The organism is Aquabacterium sp. (assembly GCF_014378415.1).
Classification (GTDB): Bacteria; Pseudomonadota; Gammaproteobacteria; order Burkholderiales; family Burkholderiaceae_C; genus Aquabacterium.
The window spans coordinates 1-15,251 of record NZ_JACMNS010000204.1; the positions used below are offsets into that span (position 1 = coordinate 1).

Consider the following 15,251-nt stretch of genomic DNA (forward strand, 5'->3'; position numbering starts at 1 on the left):
ACGGTGGCCCCGGATGCGTCATGCACTCAAAGCTTTTGACATAAGGGACTAGTTTGATCCAGCATCCTTGCTGCCTTGATGCAATAAAAGGCTGAATCCACCACTATTTCCGTCAGTCCTTGTTTTTATACGGTGCCGAAAATGCGGTCGCCCGCGTCGCCCAGGCCAGGCACGATGTAGCCATGCTCATTGAGGTGGCTGTCCAGCGAGGCGGTGATGATGGGCACGTCGGGGTGGTGTTTGAGCATGTTGGCCACGCCTTCAGGCGAGGTCAGCAGGCACAGCATCTTGATGCTGGGGCAGCCGCATTCCTTGATGCGGTCGATGGCGGCCACGGCGGAGTTGCCGGTGGCCAGCATGGGGTCGACCACGATGACTTGCCGCTCGGCGATGTCGGTGGGCACCTTGAAGTAGTACTCCACTGGTTCGAGAGTGCCAGGGTCGCGGTACAGGCCGATGTGGCCGACGCGGGCCAGGGGCAGCAGCGACAACAGGCCATCGACCATGCCATTGCCAGCCCGCAGGATGCTGACCAAGCACAGCTTTTTGCCGCTGATCACCGGGGAGTCAAAGGTGGTGATGGGTGTGGTGGTGGACAGCAGTTCGGTCGGCAGGTCACGGGTGGCTTCGTACGCCAGCATCTGGCTGACTTCGCGCAGCAGGCTGCGAAAGCTCTCGGTGTTGGTGTCCTTGTTGCGCAGCCAGGTGAGTTTGTGCTGCACCAGGGGGTGGTCGATGACGAAGAGGTTGGGGAAGTCGTGGGCCATTGATCGTCCTTAAAAAACAGTGCCGTCGCTTTCGATGTGAACCGGTGGCACACCGCCCGGGCGCTTGGCCTGGGCGATTTTGCGCCCCGCCGCCCAGGTGCCGCCTTCCAGCACGCGGGCCAGGGGGAATTGCTCCAGGCTGAGGCCCAACTCGCCGCGCACGGCTTCGGCCAGGTGGTCGAGCACGGCGACGGTCAGGGCGCGCCATTCCACGATGGGTTCGGCATCGACGGTCCAGCGCTGGGTGTGGAAAGACCGGTTGCGGGCCTGCAAGACGCCCAGGTCCAGCAGCAGGCCACCGTTGCGGTACTCGGGCAGGCCGGTCAATTCGTCCAGGTCGGTGATGGTGAGGCCGGCGTCTTCCAAGGGCTCCAGCAGCGAGTAGGTCAACCACTGGCTGAGCTTGTGGAAGGGCACCCAGCCGTCGGGCGCCTGAGGGTGGTGCCAGCAATCACCCAGGTTGACCCCGTTGAGTTGATGGCGGCCTGACCAGATGTCACCCAGGGTGTTGAGCAGCACGGCCAGCACGGCGGCAGCTTTGATTTTGCCGGTGGGCGCATGGCGGAACAGGGTGTCGACCAGGTGGCCAGGACGCAACAGGCCCGGCGCGTCAGGGCGGCCGTAAACGTCGGGGTGCTGCTCCAGCGCCAGGGACAGGCGGCGCAGCAAGTCGGCACGGCCCTCCAGGCCGACGAGGGGGTTGTCGGTGCGCACTTGCAGCGCTTGGCCGACGGCCTGGGCGTCCACACGGGCCAGGGCCTGAGCATCAGCGCGGGTTGGATTCAGCGCGCTGCTGGACAAGGAACCCTTGGCCCACCAGCGCAAACTGGCCACGCCCAGGCCTTCTGATCGGGTCAAGTTCTGGCCGGTTTCCAGGTCGGCGTAGCTCCAGGCAGCGCCGGCGCCGGCATCCAGCAAGACGCTGATGACCACCAGATCGACCCGCGACCTGGCCCGCTCCAAACGCGACGCGAGGCCGTCCAGCCCGTGCTGGTGCGCGACCATGGCCCAGCGGTCCAGACCGCCAGCTTCAAAGTGACGCCATCGGCTGTGGTACGGCACCTTCAGGTCGGGATAGCGTTCGCGGATCACGCCAGCCACGTAGGCCGCGGCCACGGCGACTCGCTCAGGGTGCCAGGTGAAATGGGCGGCTTGCCCGGCCTGGGCCGCGGCCATCAAGGCCGATGCGCTGCGCCGAACGGCCTGCGCAGTCAACAATGATTCGGGCGTGAGCAAGCCTTGCCCTGGTGGGCGAACTGGCGCATTCATGTTCATGACGGTCATTCCATCAAACCCCGCCCCTTGGGCAAGGCCAGTTCGGTCGCATCCGGGGTGTAGTGCGAGAAGTAACCAGCGGCTTTCTTGGCGTCCATTTCTACCTGCGCGTCGGCAGGGATCAACTCTTCGGGGATGGGCACGCGCTCGATCACTTCAATGCCCTGCTCGATGAGGGCGCCGTGCTTCATGTCGCTCATGGAAGCCCAGCGGTTGATGCGCTTGATGCCCAGCCAATGGAAGACATCGGGCATCAGTTGTTGAAAGCGCATGTCTTGCACACCGGCCACGCATTCGGTGCGGGCGAAGTAGGTTTCAGCACGGTCGCCGCCCACCTGGCGCTTGCGGGCGTTGTAGACCAGGAACTTGGTGACCTCGCCCAGGGCACGGCCTTCCTTGCGGTTGTAGATGACCAGGCCGACGCCGCCTTGCTGGGCCATCTCGACGCAGACCTCAATGCCGTGGGCCAGGTAGGGGCGGCAGGTGCAGATGTCGGAGCCGAACACGTCGGAGCCATTGCACTCGTCATGGACCCGGCAGGCCACTTTGGTGGACGCTTGCCCCAGTTTGGAAACATCTCCAAAGAAGTACAGCGTCATGCCGCCGATGGGAGGCAGGAAGACCTTGAGGTCGGGCCGTGTCACCAGTTCGGGGAACATGCCAGCCGTTTGCTCGAACAGGTTGCGGCGCAAGGCGCTTTCCTTGATGCCGAAGCGCTCAGCCAGGCCCGGCAGGTGCCAGACCGGGTCGATGGCCGCCTTAGTGACCTTGACATCGCCATTGGCCGCCAGGATGTCGCCATCGGGCTTGAGCCGGCCAGCGGCGATGGAGGCCACCAGCTCGGGCATGTTGATGTGCGCCCTGGTGATGGCGATGGTGGGCCGCACGTCCATGCCGGCGGCGATTTGCTCGGCAAAAGCCACCGAGACCAGGTGGCCCCACGGATCAAGTGACACGATTTTTTGCGCGTCTGCCCACTGCGGGTGCGGGCCGATGATTTCGACCGGTGCTGTGTTGGTGAAATCGGGCTTGTGATCTCGCTGCAAGGCTCCGGATGCGACGGCCAGGGCCCGGTAAACTGAATAAGCGCCAGAGTGGGTGCCAATGACGTTGCGCTGCGCTGGGCTGCCCACGCTGGCCACCAGGGGCCCTCGCTCGGCCGCCGTGGGCGCGCCCCAATGGACTGCGGCAGGGCTGCCAGGCCCGCCGCCATGGCGGGTGGGGTGCGACGTGAGCACGATGTGGGCGGACATGGTCGTGGCCTCCAGCGGTGGTGGCACCGTCGATGTGCGGCGCCTGGTTCAAACCATAGCGAGTTACGTGCCAGCATGCTGTGACCGATTGCCGACCCAAGCCCGAAATTGAACTTCCGCCCACGATCAATCGCAGCGAATGGGGATGCTCAAGGGGCTCTATGATGCGGATCTGTTCAGTACCTACCTCCGTGACCGCATGCCTCCTCTGCCACCGATCACCCAGGCGCTGTTGCTCATCAACGTTGCGCTGTTTTGCATTGACGAAGCCTTGGGGCATGTTTTGTCTTACTGGCTGGCCTTGTGGCCGCTGGAGTCGACCCAGTTCTACCCCTGGCAGGTGGTGACCTACGGCTTCATGCATGGCTCGTTCACCCACCTGTTTTTCAACATGATGGGCATCTGGATGTTCGGCGCCGAACTGGAGCGCGTCTGGGGCGCCAAGCGCTACAGCCAGTTCATGCTGGCCAGCATCTTCACCGCGGCCTTGACGCAATTGCTGATGTCACAACTGAACGGTTGGATGAACCCCACCGTGGGCATCTCGGGTGGCTTGTTCGGCCTGCTGCTGGCCTTCGGGATGATGTTTCCCAACCGCATCATCGTGCCGCTGATCCCCCCGATTCCGATGAAGGCCAAGTACTTTGTGGCGCTTTTTGGTGGGCTGGAATTGCTGTTTGGCGTGACGGGCACGCAAGCTGGTGTGGCCCATTTTGCCCACCTGGGCGGCATGCTGGGTGGTTGGCTGATGATCCGCTACTGGCGCGGCCAACCGCCGTTTCCGCCCAAGCGCCGTGGTGGTTCACCACCCGGCGGGCGCACTCACTGAGTTGGCCGCCGGGACGATGACAGCGCGATGCCGAGCACGATGAGCAGCAAAGCGCACGGGTGATACCAGCGGGGGTGCTGCCCCAGCAAAACAGCCGCCCACACGGCCGCGAAAATCGGGGTGAGGTTGACAAAGAACGCCGCCATGGTTGGCCCCACGGCTTGCACCCCCAAACCCCAGCAGCGGTAAGCCAGGATCGATGGGCCCAGGGCCACGAACAGCAGGCCCACGGCCAGGCGCAGCATCGGCGGCCAGGCATTGATGGCGTCGATGGCCGAAGCCACTGCGACGGGCTGCGACGACGTGGGGATCGACCACTCCAGCGCGCTGCACAGCACGGCCCACGCCAGGCCAAACAAAATTTGCAGCCATAAAAACTCGGCCCAATCCCAGGCTGGGCGCTGGTCTCCCGCCATGGACTGTGGGGGTTTGGCCAGCAGCCAGCTGTAGAAGGCCCAGGCCAGGCTGGCCAGCAACATCAACAAATCACCCGGCACCAACTGCACCTGCAGCAAGGTGCGCCATTGGCCTTGCGCAATGACCAGCACCACACCGGCCGTGGACAGGGCCGCCCCGCCCCACTGCCTGGCGCTGATGGGTTGCGCAAAGAAGACGGCGCCCACCAGCATCATCCACACCGGGATGCTGGCGCCGATCAGCGTGACATTCAAGGGCGATGAGGTTTGCAGCGCCAGGTATTGCAAGGCGTTGTAGGTGCCCACGCCCAAGGCGCCAATCAAGGCCAGGTAGCGCCAGCGGGCACGCACCTCACTCGGCCGGCGCCAGACCTTCCAGGCCATGGGCGCCATCAGCGCGGCCACCAGGGCCCAGCGCACGGCGTTCATCTGCACCGGGGGCATCAGCCCGACCAGCAGGCGGCCGACCACGGCATTGCCTGCCCACATCATGGGCGGCAATGCCAGCAGCCCCAGGGTTTTGAGGTTCAGTGCGCGCACACCGGACTGTTCAGCCTTTGCGCACGCGGCGCAATTCATCCACGATCAACAATGTGGCGCCAATGGTGATGCCACAGTCGGCCACATTGAATGCGGGAAAGTGGCCACCCGGGAACAAAGGCGACATCCAGGACCAGTGGAAGTCTAAAAAATCAACCACGTAGCCGTGGATCAGGCGATCGACCACATTGCCCACCGCGCCGGCCAAGATCAATGACAGCGCCCACGCGAACATCTTTTGCTGGCTGTGCTGGCGCAGCATGTAGACGATGAAGCCGGCGGCCACCGCGCCCAGCCCCACGAAGAACCAGCGTTGCCAGCCCCCCGCATTGGCCAGAAACGAGAAGGCCGCGCCCGAGTTGTGCGCCCGCACGATGTTGAAAAAACCGGTGACGTGGCGGCTGTCGCCGTGCTGAAAAAAGCCGACGATCAAGGTCTTGGTGAACTGGTCCAGCAAGAAGATGATCAGGGCGATGCCCAGCCAGGGCAGTAGGCTGCTAGCGGTGCTGCTTGATTTGCGCGTGGCCATGGGTCAAGCCACCTGGCGGGCTTCGCCCACGCCGAACAGATTGCTGACACAGCGGCCACAGATGGTGGCGTATTGCGGGTCGCTGCCGACGTCGTCGCGGTAGTGCCAGCAGCGCTCGCACTTGGTCGAGGTTGATGGCGTGACCTGGACGGCCAAGGCATCGCCCGACGCCAGATTGGCTTTGGACGTGATCAGCACGAACTTCAGGTCTTCGCCCAGCGAATCGAGCAGGGCATGGTCTGCGGCACCCACGGTGACCGTGACATCGGCCTGCAAGGAGGCCCCGACCAAGCCTTGCGTTCGCACGGCTTCGATGTCCTTGTTGACCAGCTCGCGGATCTCTTTGACACGCGACCACTTGGGCAGCAAGGTGGCCTCGGTGTCACCGAAATCCCAGTAGGTTTCGGTGAAGATGGTCTCGCCTTGCTTGAGCACTTGCCAGGCTTCTTCGGCGGTGAAGCTGAGGAAAGGGGCCATCCAGCGCAGCATGGCTTGCGTGATCTGGTACAGCGCCGTTTGCGCACTGCGGCGGGCCAGGGACTTGGGCGCGGTCGTGTAGAGGCGGTCCTTCAGCACATCGAGGTAGAAGGCGCCCAGGTCTTCAGAGCAGTAAACCTGCAGCTTGCCGACCACGGGGTGAAACTCGTAGCGCTCGTAGTGCGACAGGATGTCGGCCTGCAGTTCGGCCGCGCGCGCCAGGGCGTAGCGGTCGATCTCCAGCAGGTCGCTGGCGGGCACGGCATCGGTTGCGAAATCGAAGTCGGAGGTGTTGGCCAGCAGGAAGCGCAGGGTGTTGCGGATGCGCCGGTAGCCATCGACCACGCGCGCCAGGATCTTGTCGTCACCGGCGATGTCGCCGGAGTAGTCGCTGGAGGCCACCCACAGGCGGATGATCTCAGCGCCCAGCTTCTTGCTGGTCTCTTGCGGATCGACGCCATTGCCGAGCGACTTGCTCATCTTGCGGCCCTGGCTGTCGACCGTGAAGCCGTGCGTGAGCAGGCCCTTGTAGGGCGCGCGGCCGTACAGGGCGCTGGCCACCAGCAGGGAGCTGTGGAACCAGCCGCGGTGCTGGTCATGCCCTTCAAGGTACAGGTCGGCCTCGGGGCCTTGGGCGTGGCCGGCGTTGGGGTGGCTGCCGAACTCGTGGTTCAGCACGTGGAAGAAGGACGAGCCCGAATCGAACCACACGTCGAGGATGTCGGTGCTTTTGCTGTAGTTGTCAGCCGAATGCTCGCCCGATGCGCCCAGCCAGTCGGCCGGGTCCAGCTTGGCCCAGGCTTCGACGCCGCCCTGCTGAACCAGGTCAACCGCGCGGTCGATGAAGGCCATGGTGTCGGGGTGCAATTCGCCCGTCACCTTGTGCAGGAAGAAAGGCAGTGGCACGCCCCAGTTGCGCTGGCGCGAGATGCACCAGTCGGGGCGGTTGGCGATCATGTCTCGCAGGCGCACACGGCCGTTTTCAGGGTAGAAGGCGGTCTCGTCGATGGCGTCCAGCGCGGTCTGGCGCAGGGTCTTGTCGGCCTTGTTGGACGTGAACACGCCCTCGCCTTCGTCCATGCGCACGAACCATTGCGCAGCGGCGCGGAAGATCACCGGCTTTTTGTGGCGCCAGCAGTGCGGGTAGCTGTGGGTGATTTCGCTGGAGGCCAGCAAGCGGCCGTGCTCGCGCAGCGCATCGATGATGACGGGCGCGGCTTTCCAGATGTGCTGGCCGCCGAACAGGGGCAGCTCAACTTCGTAGACGCCGTGGCCTTGCACGGGGTTGAGGATGTCGTCGAAGCTCAGGCCGTGGGCCAGGCAGGAGTTGAAGTCGTCCACGCCATAGGCGGGCGCGGCGTGCACGATGCCGGTGCCGTCTTCGGCGCTGACGTAGTCGGCCAGGTAGATCGGTGCCTCGCGGTCGTAGCCCTGGTCCACATGCGCCAGCGGGTGTTTGAACTTGAGGCCCTCCAGCTTGGCGCCGGTGGTGGTGGCGATCACCTTCACTTGATCGGGCTCGAAGCCAAAGCGGGCCGTGGCTTTCTCGACCAGCGATTCGGCCAGGATCAGCAGGCCGCGAGGCGTGTCGACCAAGGCGTAGCTCAGCTCGGGGTGCACGTTCAAAGCCTGGTTGGCAGGGATGGTCCAGGCGGTGGTCGTCCAGATGACGGCGAAGGCATCCTTGCCTTGCAGCGATGGCAGGCCAAAAGCGGCTGCGAGCTTTTCGGGCTCAGCGCTCAGGAACTGCACGTCAAGCGTTTGCGACTTCTTGTCGGCGTACTCGATCTCAAACTCGGCCAAGGATGAGCCGCAATCAAAGCACCAGTACACGGGCTTCAAACCACGGTAGACAAAACCGCGCTCGACCAGCTTCTTGAGTGCGCGGATCTCGCCCGCTTCGTTGCCGAAGTCCATCGTGCGGTAGGGGTGATCCCAATCGGCCAGCACGCCCAGGCGCTTGAAGTCGGCGCGCTGCAGATCGACCTGCTCGCCGGCGTAGGCGCGGGCTTTGGCCTGCACGTCATCGCGGCTGAGCTTGCGGCCGAAGGTTTTCTCGATCTGGTTCTCGATGGGCAGGCCGTGGCAATCCCAGCCAGGCACGAGCATGGCGTCCATGCCCTTAAGCTGGCGCGCCTTGACGATCATGTCTTTCAAGATCTTGTTGACGGCGTGACCCATGTGGATCTGGCCGTTGGCGTAGGGCGGGCCGTCGTGCAGCACGAACTTGGGCGCGCCGCAGCGGGCGTCGCGCAGCTTCTTGTAGATGCCCTGCTCTTCCCACTGTTTCGTCCAGCCCGGCTCGCGCTTGGGCAGGTCGCCGCGCATGGGGAAGGGGGTGTCGGGCATGTTCAGCGTGGCGCGGTAGGCGCTGCCAGCTTGGCTTTTATCGTCTTGGCTCATGGGGATTTCTGGCTGCGCGGGCGCTCTTTTCAAGGAAAGGCGAGCCCCGCGGGAACGGTTGTTCGGCTGGCGACAGGAGGGACGTGCTGGCTGCCGTCAAATTCGGTCGCGGGTGGTCTGGCGACCTTGCGAATCGAAGAACACGCGAGCGTCTGCAATGTCTTGGTGGATGGCCGCCTGCAAGGCTTCCAGCCCGTCATAGCGGGCCTCGTCTCGGAGTTTGTGCAGCAGTTCCACCCGGACGATTTTACCGTAGCCGCCCTCGGTGCCCAGACTGGAGGGCCAATCGAAGCAATGGACCTCGAGCAGGACGCGGCCGGCGTCTTCCACCGTGGGGCGCACGCCCAGGCTGGCGACGCCGTCCAGAGGCTGAGTCGCGAGGCCATGCGTGCGGACCGCAAAGATGCCGCGTGTGGCGGACTTCTGGTGGCCAAAGCGCACGTTGAGCGTGCGGCAACCCAGGTCGCGACCCAGCTTCTGGCCGTGGATGACGTGGCCGCTGATGCTGTATGCGCGGCCCAGCAGGCCCGCGACCTGGTTCATGTCACCAGCGGCCAGGGCGTCGCGCACGAGGGAGCTGGACACGCGCGCGCCGTGGACTTCGTAGCTGAGCATGCGGGCGACGTCGAAACCGCGCTGGCTGCCGGCCGCATCCAGGAAGTCATAGTCCCCGGCCCGCTTGGCACCGAAGCGGAAATCGTCGCCAACCAGCACGTACTGGGCGTGCAGGCCGCTCACCAGCACTTGGTCGATGAACTCGTCGGGCGTGAGGCTGGCCAGGCGGCGGTCAAAGGGCAGCACCACCACCTGGTCGATGCCACAGCGCTCCAGCTCGGACAGCTTGTCGCGCAGGGTGGCAATGCGGGCGGGGGCCCGATCCGGCTGGCCCGCCTGGGCGGCAAAAAAGTCGCGCGGATGAGGTTCAAACGTCATCACGGCGCTGGGCAGGCCCCGGTGCTGGGCTTCGCTGCGCAGCAGGGCCAGCATGGCCTGGTGGCCGCGGTGCACGCCATCGAAATTGCCGATGGTCAGGGCACAGGCCGGCGCCAGGGCCGCATGGTGGAATCCGCGAAAGACTTGCATGAGCGCTCCGTGGTCAGGGCAAGACGATGGCCGGATCCTCGATCCAGCACCACTGCCCAGGGGCCAGGTCGGCGGGAATGGTCAACTGGCCAATCCGGCTGCGGTGCAAGGCCTCGACCCGGTTGCCCACGGCCGCCACCATGCGCTTGACCTGGTGGTACTTGCCTTGGGTGAGGGACAGGCGCAGGTGCAGTTCGGACACCAGCTCGGCCTGCTCGGCCAGCACGGGCATCGGGTCGTCGTCCAGCACCACGCCCGTCATCAGGTTCTGGACCTGTTGGTCGGTCATCGGGTGCTTGAGCGTGACCTCGTAGACCTTGGGCACGTTGTGCTTGGGCGAGGTCAGCTTGTGCAGCAAGGCGCCGTCATCGGTCATCAGCAGCAAGCCAGTCGTGTCTTGGTCCAGTCGGCCCACGGGTTGCAGGCCACGGCGGCGCAAGGGCAACGCCAACAGGTTGTGGACGCCGGGCCAGGCGCCGGGCTTGAGCGAGCATTCATAGCCCGAGGGCTTGTTCAGCAGCACCAGCGCCTTGACGTGCGTGACCCAGGGCTGACCGTCGACCACCATGGCCAAGCGGTCCTCCGGAAAGGCCGCGTCCGGGTCGTTGACCAGTTGGCCCTGCACGCTGACCAAGTCGTTGAGGATCAGGCCTTCGCACTCGCGGCGGGCGCCGAAGCCCTGGGCGAACAGGATTTGGTCAAGGGGCTGGTGGCCGGCGGGCAAACGGGGACGTGGGGGCATGAGGCAAGTTCGAAGCAGGGAAAACGAGCTGTTTTCAGCCCGCCATGATGCCACCGACTCCAGCAAAAGCCCCCACTGCGCTGTCCGTTCGGACAAACGGATGGACCACGGGCGTCAAATCCGGAAATCCGCACCCCTGTCGCCAATCTGTGTTTTTTTTCACTTCAAATTCAAGCATTTCGCTGCAATAACTTGTCTGAATGTTGTTGGCACGCGATCTGCGATCACGGAAAGTACTTCTCTGACGAGGGCGCCGGCCTCACGATGGCGCCATCACCAACATAGCAAGGGTCCCCCCATGACGAACAAGCTTCTTCGCGCCACGGTCTTGAACGTGTGCCTGGCCTCGGTGGCCTTGACGGCGGCCGCGCAGTCCTCGCCCACCCTGAAGAAGATCACAGAAAACGGCACGATCGGCCTGGGGCACCGCGAGTCGTCGATCCCTTTCTCTTATTACGACGACAAGCAGCAGGTGGTGGGCTACTCGCACGAGCTGATGCTCAAGGTGGTCGAGGCCATCAAGGCCGACCTGAAAAAACCGTCGCTGGCGATCAAACTGGTGCCCGTGACCTCGCAGAACCGCATCCCGCTGGTGATCAACGGCACGGTGGACCTGGAGTGCGGCTCGACCACCAACAACAAGGAACGCGCCAAGCAGGTCGCCTTCTCGACCTCGATTTTCATTGTGGGCACGCGGTTGATGACGCGCAAGGATTCGGGCATCAAGGATTTTGCCGACCTGAAGGGCAAGAACGTGGTGGTCACCGCCGGCACCACGTCCGAGCGGCTGCTGCGCAAGTTCAACGAAGCATCCAAATCGGGCATGAGCATCATCTCGGCCAAAGACCATGGCGAATCGTTCCTGACGCTGGAAACCGGCCGCGCTGCCGCCTTCATGCTGGACGATGCCCTGCTGTACGGCGAAAAGGCCAAAGCCAAAAAAGCCGACGACTGGGCGGTCGTGGGCAAGCCCATGTCCTTTGAGCCCTACGGCTGCATGATGCGCAAGGGCGACCCAGCCTTCAAGAAGCTGGTCGACGAGGCCCTGACCAAGGCCATGGTGTCGGGTGAGGCGGCCAAGATCTACGCCAAGTGGTTCCAGCAGCCCATTCCGCCCAAGGGCCTGAACCTGAACTGGCCTTTGTCAGACACGAATGCCGCGCTGTTCAAGGCACCCACCGACAAAACGATGGACTGAGCACCCCACAGGCGCCGGCGCTTCGGCCGCCAACAGCGGGCCGACAACCCGGGCGGTATGGCAGCACCGCCTCGCCATGTCCCCTGGGTTACACCCCCCCCTTGACCACGCGCACGAAGCTGTACGCTTTCGCCACGCCATCAAGCATGAGCTGAACCTGTTTTGAACACACCCTCACGGAGTCGACATGGCCTACCAATGGAACTGGGCGGTTTTTTCACAAGAGACCGCCATGGGAGATGGCAGCACCTACTGGAGCTGGACGTTGTCGGGCCTGCAGGTCACCATCACCTTGTCCTTGAGCGCCTGGGTACTGGCCCTGGTGCTGGGCTCCTTGATGGGGGTGCTTCGAACCTCACCCGTCAAATGGATGTCGCGGCTGGCCACCGCTTATGTCGAAGTGCTGCGCAACATCCCGCTGCTGGTGCAGTTGTTCATCTGGTATTTCATCGTGCCGGAGTTGCTGCCAGTGTCTTGGGGCAATGCGATCAAGCAGTTGCCGCCGGTCGCGCAGCAGTTCGGCGCGGCCTTCATCTGCTTGGGGCTGTTCACCAGCGCCCGCGTGTGTGAGCAGGTGCGCTCGGGCATCTTGAGCCTGCCGGTGGGCCAGACGCGCGCCGGCCTGGCCCTGGGCCTGACGCTGCCGCAGACCTACCGCCACGTGCTCTTGCCGATGGCATTCAGGCTGGTCGTGCCGCCGCTCACGTCCGAGTTCCTGAACATCTTCAAGAACTCGGCGGTGTGCTCGACCATCGGCTTGCTGGAGTTGGCCGCGCAAGGTCGGCAACTGGTGGACTACACCGCACAACCGTATGAATCCTTCATCGCCGTGACCTTGATGTATGTGCTCATCAACGTCGTCGTGATGGCCTTGATGCATCAACTGGAACGCAAGGTCAAAGTGCCTGGCTACCTCGGATCCTGAAAGGCACCACCATGGCTTACGAATTCGATTGGTCCTCCATCCCCAACGCCCTGCCTTTCCTGGCGCAAGGGCTGGTGGTGTCGCTGGAAATCACGGCCACCGCGCTGGTGGTGGGCATGGTGTGGGGCACCGTGCTGGCGATGATGCGCCTGTCATCCTCAGCACCGCTGCGCTGGTTCGCGGCAGGCTATGTGAACCTGTTCCGCGCGGTGCCGCTGGTGATGGTGCTGCTGTGGTTCTTCCTTTTGGTGCCGCAGTTGCTCACCGGTTTTTTCAGGCTCGATGCGGGCACCGATGTGCGCATGGCATCCGCCCTGGTGGGCTTTGCGCTGTTCGAGTCGGCCTACTACGCCGAGATCATCCGGGCCGGCATCCAGAGCGTGTCCAAGGGGCAAATGGCAGCGGCCTCGGCCTTGGGCCTGAGCTATGGCCAGGCCATGCGCCTGGTCATCCTGCCGCAGGCCCTGCGCAACATGGTGCCCTTGCTGCTGACACAAGCCATCGTGCTGTTCCAGGACACCTCGCTGGTCTATGTGTCGTCCCTGGCTGATTTCTTCGGCACGGCCTACAAAGTGGGCGACCGCGATGGCCGCCTGGTCGAGTTGCTGCTCTTTGCTGGCGCCGTCTACTTCGTGCTGTGCTTCAGCCTGTCGCAGATGGTGCAGTACCTGCAGCGGCGCATGGCCCACGCCTGAACCCATCATTGATCTGACAACCTCATCGAAAACCATCCTCCATGATCCAGATCGACAACATCTCCAAGCACTACGGTGCTTTCCAAGTTCTGACCGACTGCACCACCCAGGTGGCCAAGGGCGAAGTGGTGGTGGTGTGCGGCCCTTCGGGGTCGGGCAAATCCACCCTCATCAAGTGCGTCAACGGGCTGGAGCCTTTTCAGGCCGGCCGAATCCTGGTGGACGGCACCTCGGTGGGCGACCCCAAGACCAACCTGTCCAAGCTGCGCAGCCGCGTGGGAATGGTGTTTCAGCACTTCGAGCTGTTCCCGCACCTGAGCATCATCGACAACCTCACGCTGGCCCAAACCAAGGTACTGGGGCGCAGCAAGGACGAGGCGCTGGACAAGGGCATGAAGCTGCTCGACCGCGTCGGCCTGAAAGCACACGCGGCCAAGTCGCCCGGCCAGTTGTCGGGCGGCCAGCAACAGCGCGTGGCCATTGCCCGGGCCCTGAGCATGGACCCCATCGTGATGCTGTTCGACGAACCGACCTCGGCCCTCGACCCTGAAATGGTGGGCGAGGTGCTGGACGTGATGGTTGAACTGGCGCACGAAGGCATGACCATGATGTGCGTGACCCACGAGATGGGTTTCGCGCGCAAGGTGGCCAACCGCGTCGTCTTCATGGACGCCGGCAGGGTGGTGGAAGACCGCGCCAAGGACGCCTTTTTCGACCACCCTGAATCACCCCGAGCCCAGCAGTTTTTGGCCAAGATCCTCAACCATTGAACGCGTGTTCCATGAGCATGGCGCCAAGGTCGTGGCTGTGAGGATGTGGGCGGCACCTCGACCCGCATGCTTTGCAGCACCCCCTGAATCGCGGCCAGCACGCGGGTGCTGAAAGCCCGGGCGATGTGCGCCAACGACACCGAGCCGTTCTAGGCGTCAGGCGAAGACGCCGGCCGTGTTTTCCATGCGGCGGGACACTTCACCCAGGTGGTGCAAGGTGTCGCCCATGGTCAACTCGATCGTGGTCAGGCGCTTGACGTAGTGCCCCACGCTGTACTCGTCAGTCACGCCGATGCCGCCATGCAACTGGATGGCCTGCTGGCCCACGAAGCGCATCGACTGCCCCAGTTGCACTTTGGCCTGCGACAAGGCCCGGCGGCGTTCGGCCACGGGCGCGGTCAGCTTGAGCGTGGCGTAGTAACTCATGGAGCGGGCCAGCTCCAACTGCATCTTCATGTCGGCCACGCGGTGGCGCAAGGCCTGGAAGCTGGCGATGACCACGCCAAACTGCTTGCGCGTGTTCAGGTAATCCACCGTGATGGCCAGCAATTGCTCCATGGCACCAACCGCCTCGGCGCACAGCGCGGCAATGCCGATGTCGGTGGCGTGTTCGAGCACGGCGTAGCCGCCCAGCGGATGCGCGCCCTGGCTGAGCGCGGGCACCAGCAAGGTCGATGGCGACTGCGTCAAAGTGAGTTCAGCAGCGCGGCTGCCATCTTGCAATGGATGCGGCTGCACGCGCACGCCCGCCGCCCCGCGTTCGACCAGGAACAGGCCGATGCCGGCGTGATCATCGACGGCCCCGGTCACACGCGCCGGCACGATGTAAGCCTCGGCCACGCCGTCATCCAACCCGCCCACGGGCACCAGGCTCTTGCTGCCGTTCAGCACCCAGGTTTCGCCTTGGGCTTGCGCGGTGGTGGTGACGTGGTCCAGGCGGTAGCGCGCCTTGCGCTCTTGATGCGCCAAAGCCAGGCGCGCGCGGCCTTCGGCAATGCGCGGCAGCCATTGGGCTTGCACGGCAGCAGGCACATGGTCGCGCAACACGGCCACGCCCATCAGGGCCACGGCCGCATAAGGCGCCAGCACCAGGCCACGGCCCAGCTCTTCCATCACCACCATGGCCTCAACGGGGCCCATGTCCATGCCGCCATGATCGCCTGGCACCGCCAAGCCCAGCAGGCCCAGGTCGGCCAGCGATTGCCACACCTCTTTTGAATACCCGCCTTGTTGGCCACCCGCCTTGACGATGCCGCGCCGTCGCTCGAAATCGAAATCTTTGCTCACCCATTTTTGCACCGCGTCGCGCAACTGTGCCTGGTCGTCGTTGAAGTCGAAATCCATGGTGG

Annotated in this window: 14 protein-coding genes; 5 read left to right on the forward strand and 9 right to left on the reverse strand. The window is 64.1% G+C overall.

Annotated features, from left to right (window positions below):
* Positions 1 to 125 precede the first annotated feature (125 nt).
* Genes upp through H7225_RS17375 form a run of 3 tightly spaced genes read right to left on the reverse strand, consistent with a single transcriptional unit; the run spans position 126 to position 3,295 of the window.
* Positions 126 to 767, reverse strand: a complete 642-nt coding sequence (gene upp, locus H7225_RS17365) for a uracil phosphoribosyltransferase (RefSeq protein ID WP_290664106.1) — start codon at positions 765 to 767, stop codon at positions 126 to 128.
* Positions 768 to 776: 9 nt separating this feature from the next.
* Positions 777 to 2,042, reverse strand: a complete 1,266-nt coding sequence (locus H7225_RS17370; RefSeq protein WP_290664108.1) for a DUF1688 family protein — start codon at positions 2,040 to 2,042, stop codon at positions 777 to 779.
* A 5-nt stretch (positions 2,043 to 2,047) separates the two neighbouring features.
* Positions 2,048 to 3,295 carry a GTP cyclohydrolase II gene (locus tag H7225_RS17375; protein ID WP_290664110.1) on the reverse strand — a complete coding sequence of 416 codons (1,248 nt, stop codon included), beginning with the start codon at positions 3,293 to 3,295 and terminating at the stop codon, positions 2,048 to 2,050.
* Between the two features lie 199 nt (positions 3,296 to 3,494).
* Here H7225_RS17375 and H7225_RS17380 point away from each other — a divergent pair, with 199 nt between their 5' ends.
* Entirely contained in the window at positions 3,495 to 4,124 is a 630-nt protein-coding gene (locus tag H7225_RS17380; protein ID WP_290664112.1) for a rhomboid family intramembrane serine protease, read from the forward strand.
* Here the strand turns inward: H7225_RS17380 and H7225_RS17385 are convergent.
* The 5 genes from H7225_RS17385 to H7225_RS17405 all read right to left on the reverse strand — a co-directional run bounded on the left by H7225_RS17385 (position 4,118) and on the right by H7225_RS17405 (position 10,314).
* Entirely contained in the window at positions 4,118 to 5,080 is a 963-nt protein-coding gene (locus H7225_RS17385; RefSeq protein ID WP_290664114.1) for a DMT family transporter, read from the reverse strand. The genes H7225_RS17380 and H7225_RS17385 overlap by 7 nt on opposite strands.
* A 10-nt stretch (positions 5,081 to 5,090) precedes the next feature.
* Complete coding sequence (gene lspA, locus H7225_RS17390; protein ID WP_290664116.1) at positions 5,091 to 5,609, reverse strand: signal peptidase II; 519 nt, start codon at positions 5,607 to 5,609, stop codon at positions 5,091 to 5,093.
* A 3-nt stretch (positions 5,610 to 5,612) separates the two neighbouring features.
* Entirely contained in the window at positions 5,613 to 8,489 is a 2,877-nt protein-coding gene (gene ileS, locus H7225_RS17395) for an isoleucine--tRNA ligase (RefSeq protein WP_290664117.1), read from the reverse strand.
* A gap of 96 nt (positions 8,490 to 8,585) precedes the next feature.
* On the reverse strand, positions 8,586 to 9,572 hold the full coding sequence (locus tag H7225_RS17400; RefSeq protein WP_290664118.1) for a bifunctional riboflavin kinase/FAD synthetase: 987 nt from the start codon (positions 9,570 to 9,572) through the stop codon (positions 8,586 to 8,588).
* A gap of 13 nt (positions 9,573 to 9,585) precedes the next feature.
* Positions 9,586 to 10,314, reverse strand: coding sequence for a 16S rRNA pseudouridine(516) synthase (locus H7225_RS17405; RefSeq protein WP_290664120.1), 729 nt, complete (start codon positions 10,312 to 10,314; stop codon positions 9,586 to 9,588).
* A gap of 298 nt (positions 10,315 to 10,612) precedes the next feature.
* Between H7225_RS17405 and H7225_RS17410 the strand changes: the two genes are divergently transcribed.
* The 4 genes from H7225_RS17410 (at position 10,613) to H7225_RS17425 (ending at position 13,902) form a co-directional block, all read left to right on the forward strand.
* The gene (locus H7225_RS17410; protein ID WP_290664122.1) at positions 10,613 to 11,512 is read left to right on the forward strand and encodes a glutamate/aspartate ABC transporter substrate-binding protein; all 900 of its coding nucleotides are present in this window, start codon (positions 10,613 to 10,615) and stop codon (positions 11,510 to 11,512) included.
* A gap of 187 nt (positions 11,513 to 11,699) precedes the next feature.
* A complete protein-coding gene (locus H7225_RS17415; RefSeq protein WP_290664123.1) occupies positions 11,700 to 12,437 on the forward strand; it encodes an amino acid ABC transporter permease in 738 nt (245 codons plus the stop codon).
* A gap of 11 nt (positions 12,438 to 12,448) precedes the next feature.
* Positions 12,449 to 13,132, forward strand: coding sequence for a glutamate/aspartate ABC transporter permease GltK (gene gltK / locus H7225_RS17420; protein WP_290664124.1), 684 nt, complete (start codon positions 12,449 to 12,451; stop codon positions 13,130 to 13,132).
* Between the two features lie 41 nt (positions 13,133 to 13,173).
* Positions 13,174 to 13,902, forward strand: coding sequence for an amino acid ABC transporter ATP-binding protein (locus H7225_RS17425; RefSeq protein WP_290664126.1), 729 nt, complete (start codon positions 13,174 to 13,176; stop codon positions 13,900 to 13,902).
* A gap of 156 nt (positions 13,903 to 14,058) precedes the next feature.
* Here H7225_RS17425 and H7225_RS17430 read toward each other — a convergent pair whose 3' ends face one another.
* A complete protein-coding gene (locus H7225_RS17430) occupies positions 14,059 to 15,246 on the reverse strand; it encodes an acyl-CoA dehydrogenase family protein (RefSeq protein ID WP_290664128.1) in 1,188 nt (395 codons plus the stop codon).
* Positions 15,247 to 15,251 lie beyond the last annotated feature (5 nt).

Excerpts from the sequence above, each read along its gene's own strand:
- upp (WP_290664106.1), bottom strand. The coding sequence starts at position 767 with ATGGCCCACGACTTCCCCAACCTCTTCGTCATCGACCACCCCCTGGTG.
- H7225_RS17370 (WP_290664108.1), bottom strand. The coding sequence starts at position 2,042 with ATGAACATGAATGCGCCAGTTCGCCCACCAGGGCAAGGCTTGCTCACG.
- H7225_RS17375 (WP_290664110.1), bottom strand. The coding sequence starts at position 3,295 with ATGTCCGCCCACATCGTGCTCACGTCGCACCCCACCCGCCATGGCGGC.
- H7225_RS17380 (WP_290664112.1), top strand. The coding sequence starts at position 3,495 with ATGCCTCCTCTGCCACCGATCACCCAGGCGCTGTTGCTCATCAACGTT.
- lspA (WP_290664116.1), bottom strand. The coding sequence starts at position 5,609 with ATGGCCACGCGCAAATCAAGCAGCACCGCTAGCAGCCTACTGCCCTGG.
- ileS (WP_290664117.1), bottom strand. The coding sequence starts at position 8,489 with ATGAGCCAAGACGATAAAAGCCAAGCTGGCAGCGCCTACCGCGCCACG.
- H7225_RS17400 (WP_290664118.1), bottom strand. The coding sequence starts at position 9,572 with ATGCAAGTCTTTCGCGGATTCCACCATGCGGCCCTGGCGCCGGCCTGT.
- H7225_RS17405 (WP_290664120.1), bottom strand. The coding sequence starts at position 10,314 with ATGCCCCCACGTCCCCGTTTGCCCGCCGGCCACCAGCCCCTTGACCAA.
- H7225_RS17410 (WP_290664122.1), top strand. The coding sequence starts at position 10,613 with ATGACGAACAAGCTTCTTCGCGCCACGGTCTTGAACGTGTGCCTGGCC.
- H7225_RS17415 (WP_290664123.1), top strand. The coding sequence starts at position 11,700 with ATGGCCTACCAATGGAACTGGGCGGTTTTTTCACAAGAGACCGCCATG.
- gltK (WP_290664124.1), top strand. The coding sequence starts at position 12,449 with ATGGCTTACGAATTCGATTGGTCCTCCATCCCCAACGCCCTGCCTTTC.
- H7225_RS17425 (WP_290664126.1), top strand. The coding sequence starts at position 13,174 with ATGATCCAGATCGACAACATCTCCAAGCACTACGGTGCTTTCCAAGTT.
- H7225_RS17430 (WP_290664128.1), bottom strand. The coding sequence starts at position 15,246 with ATGGATTTCGACTTCAACGACGACCAGGCACAGTTGCGCGACGCGGTG.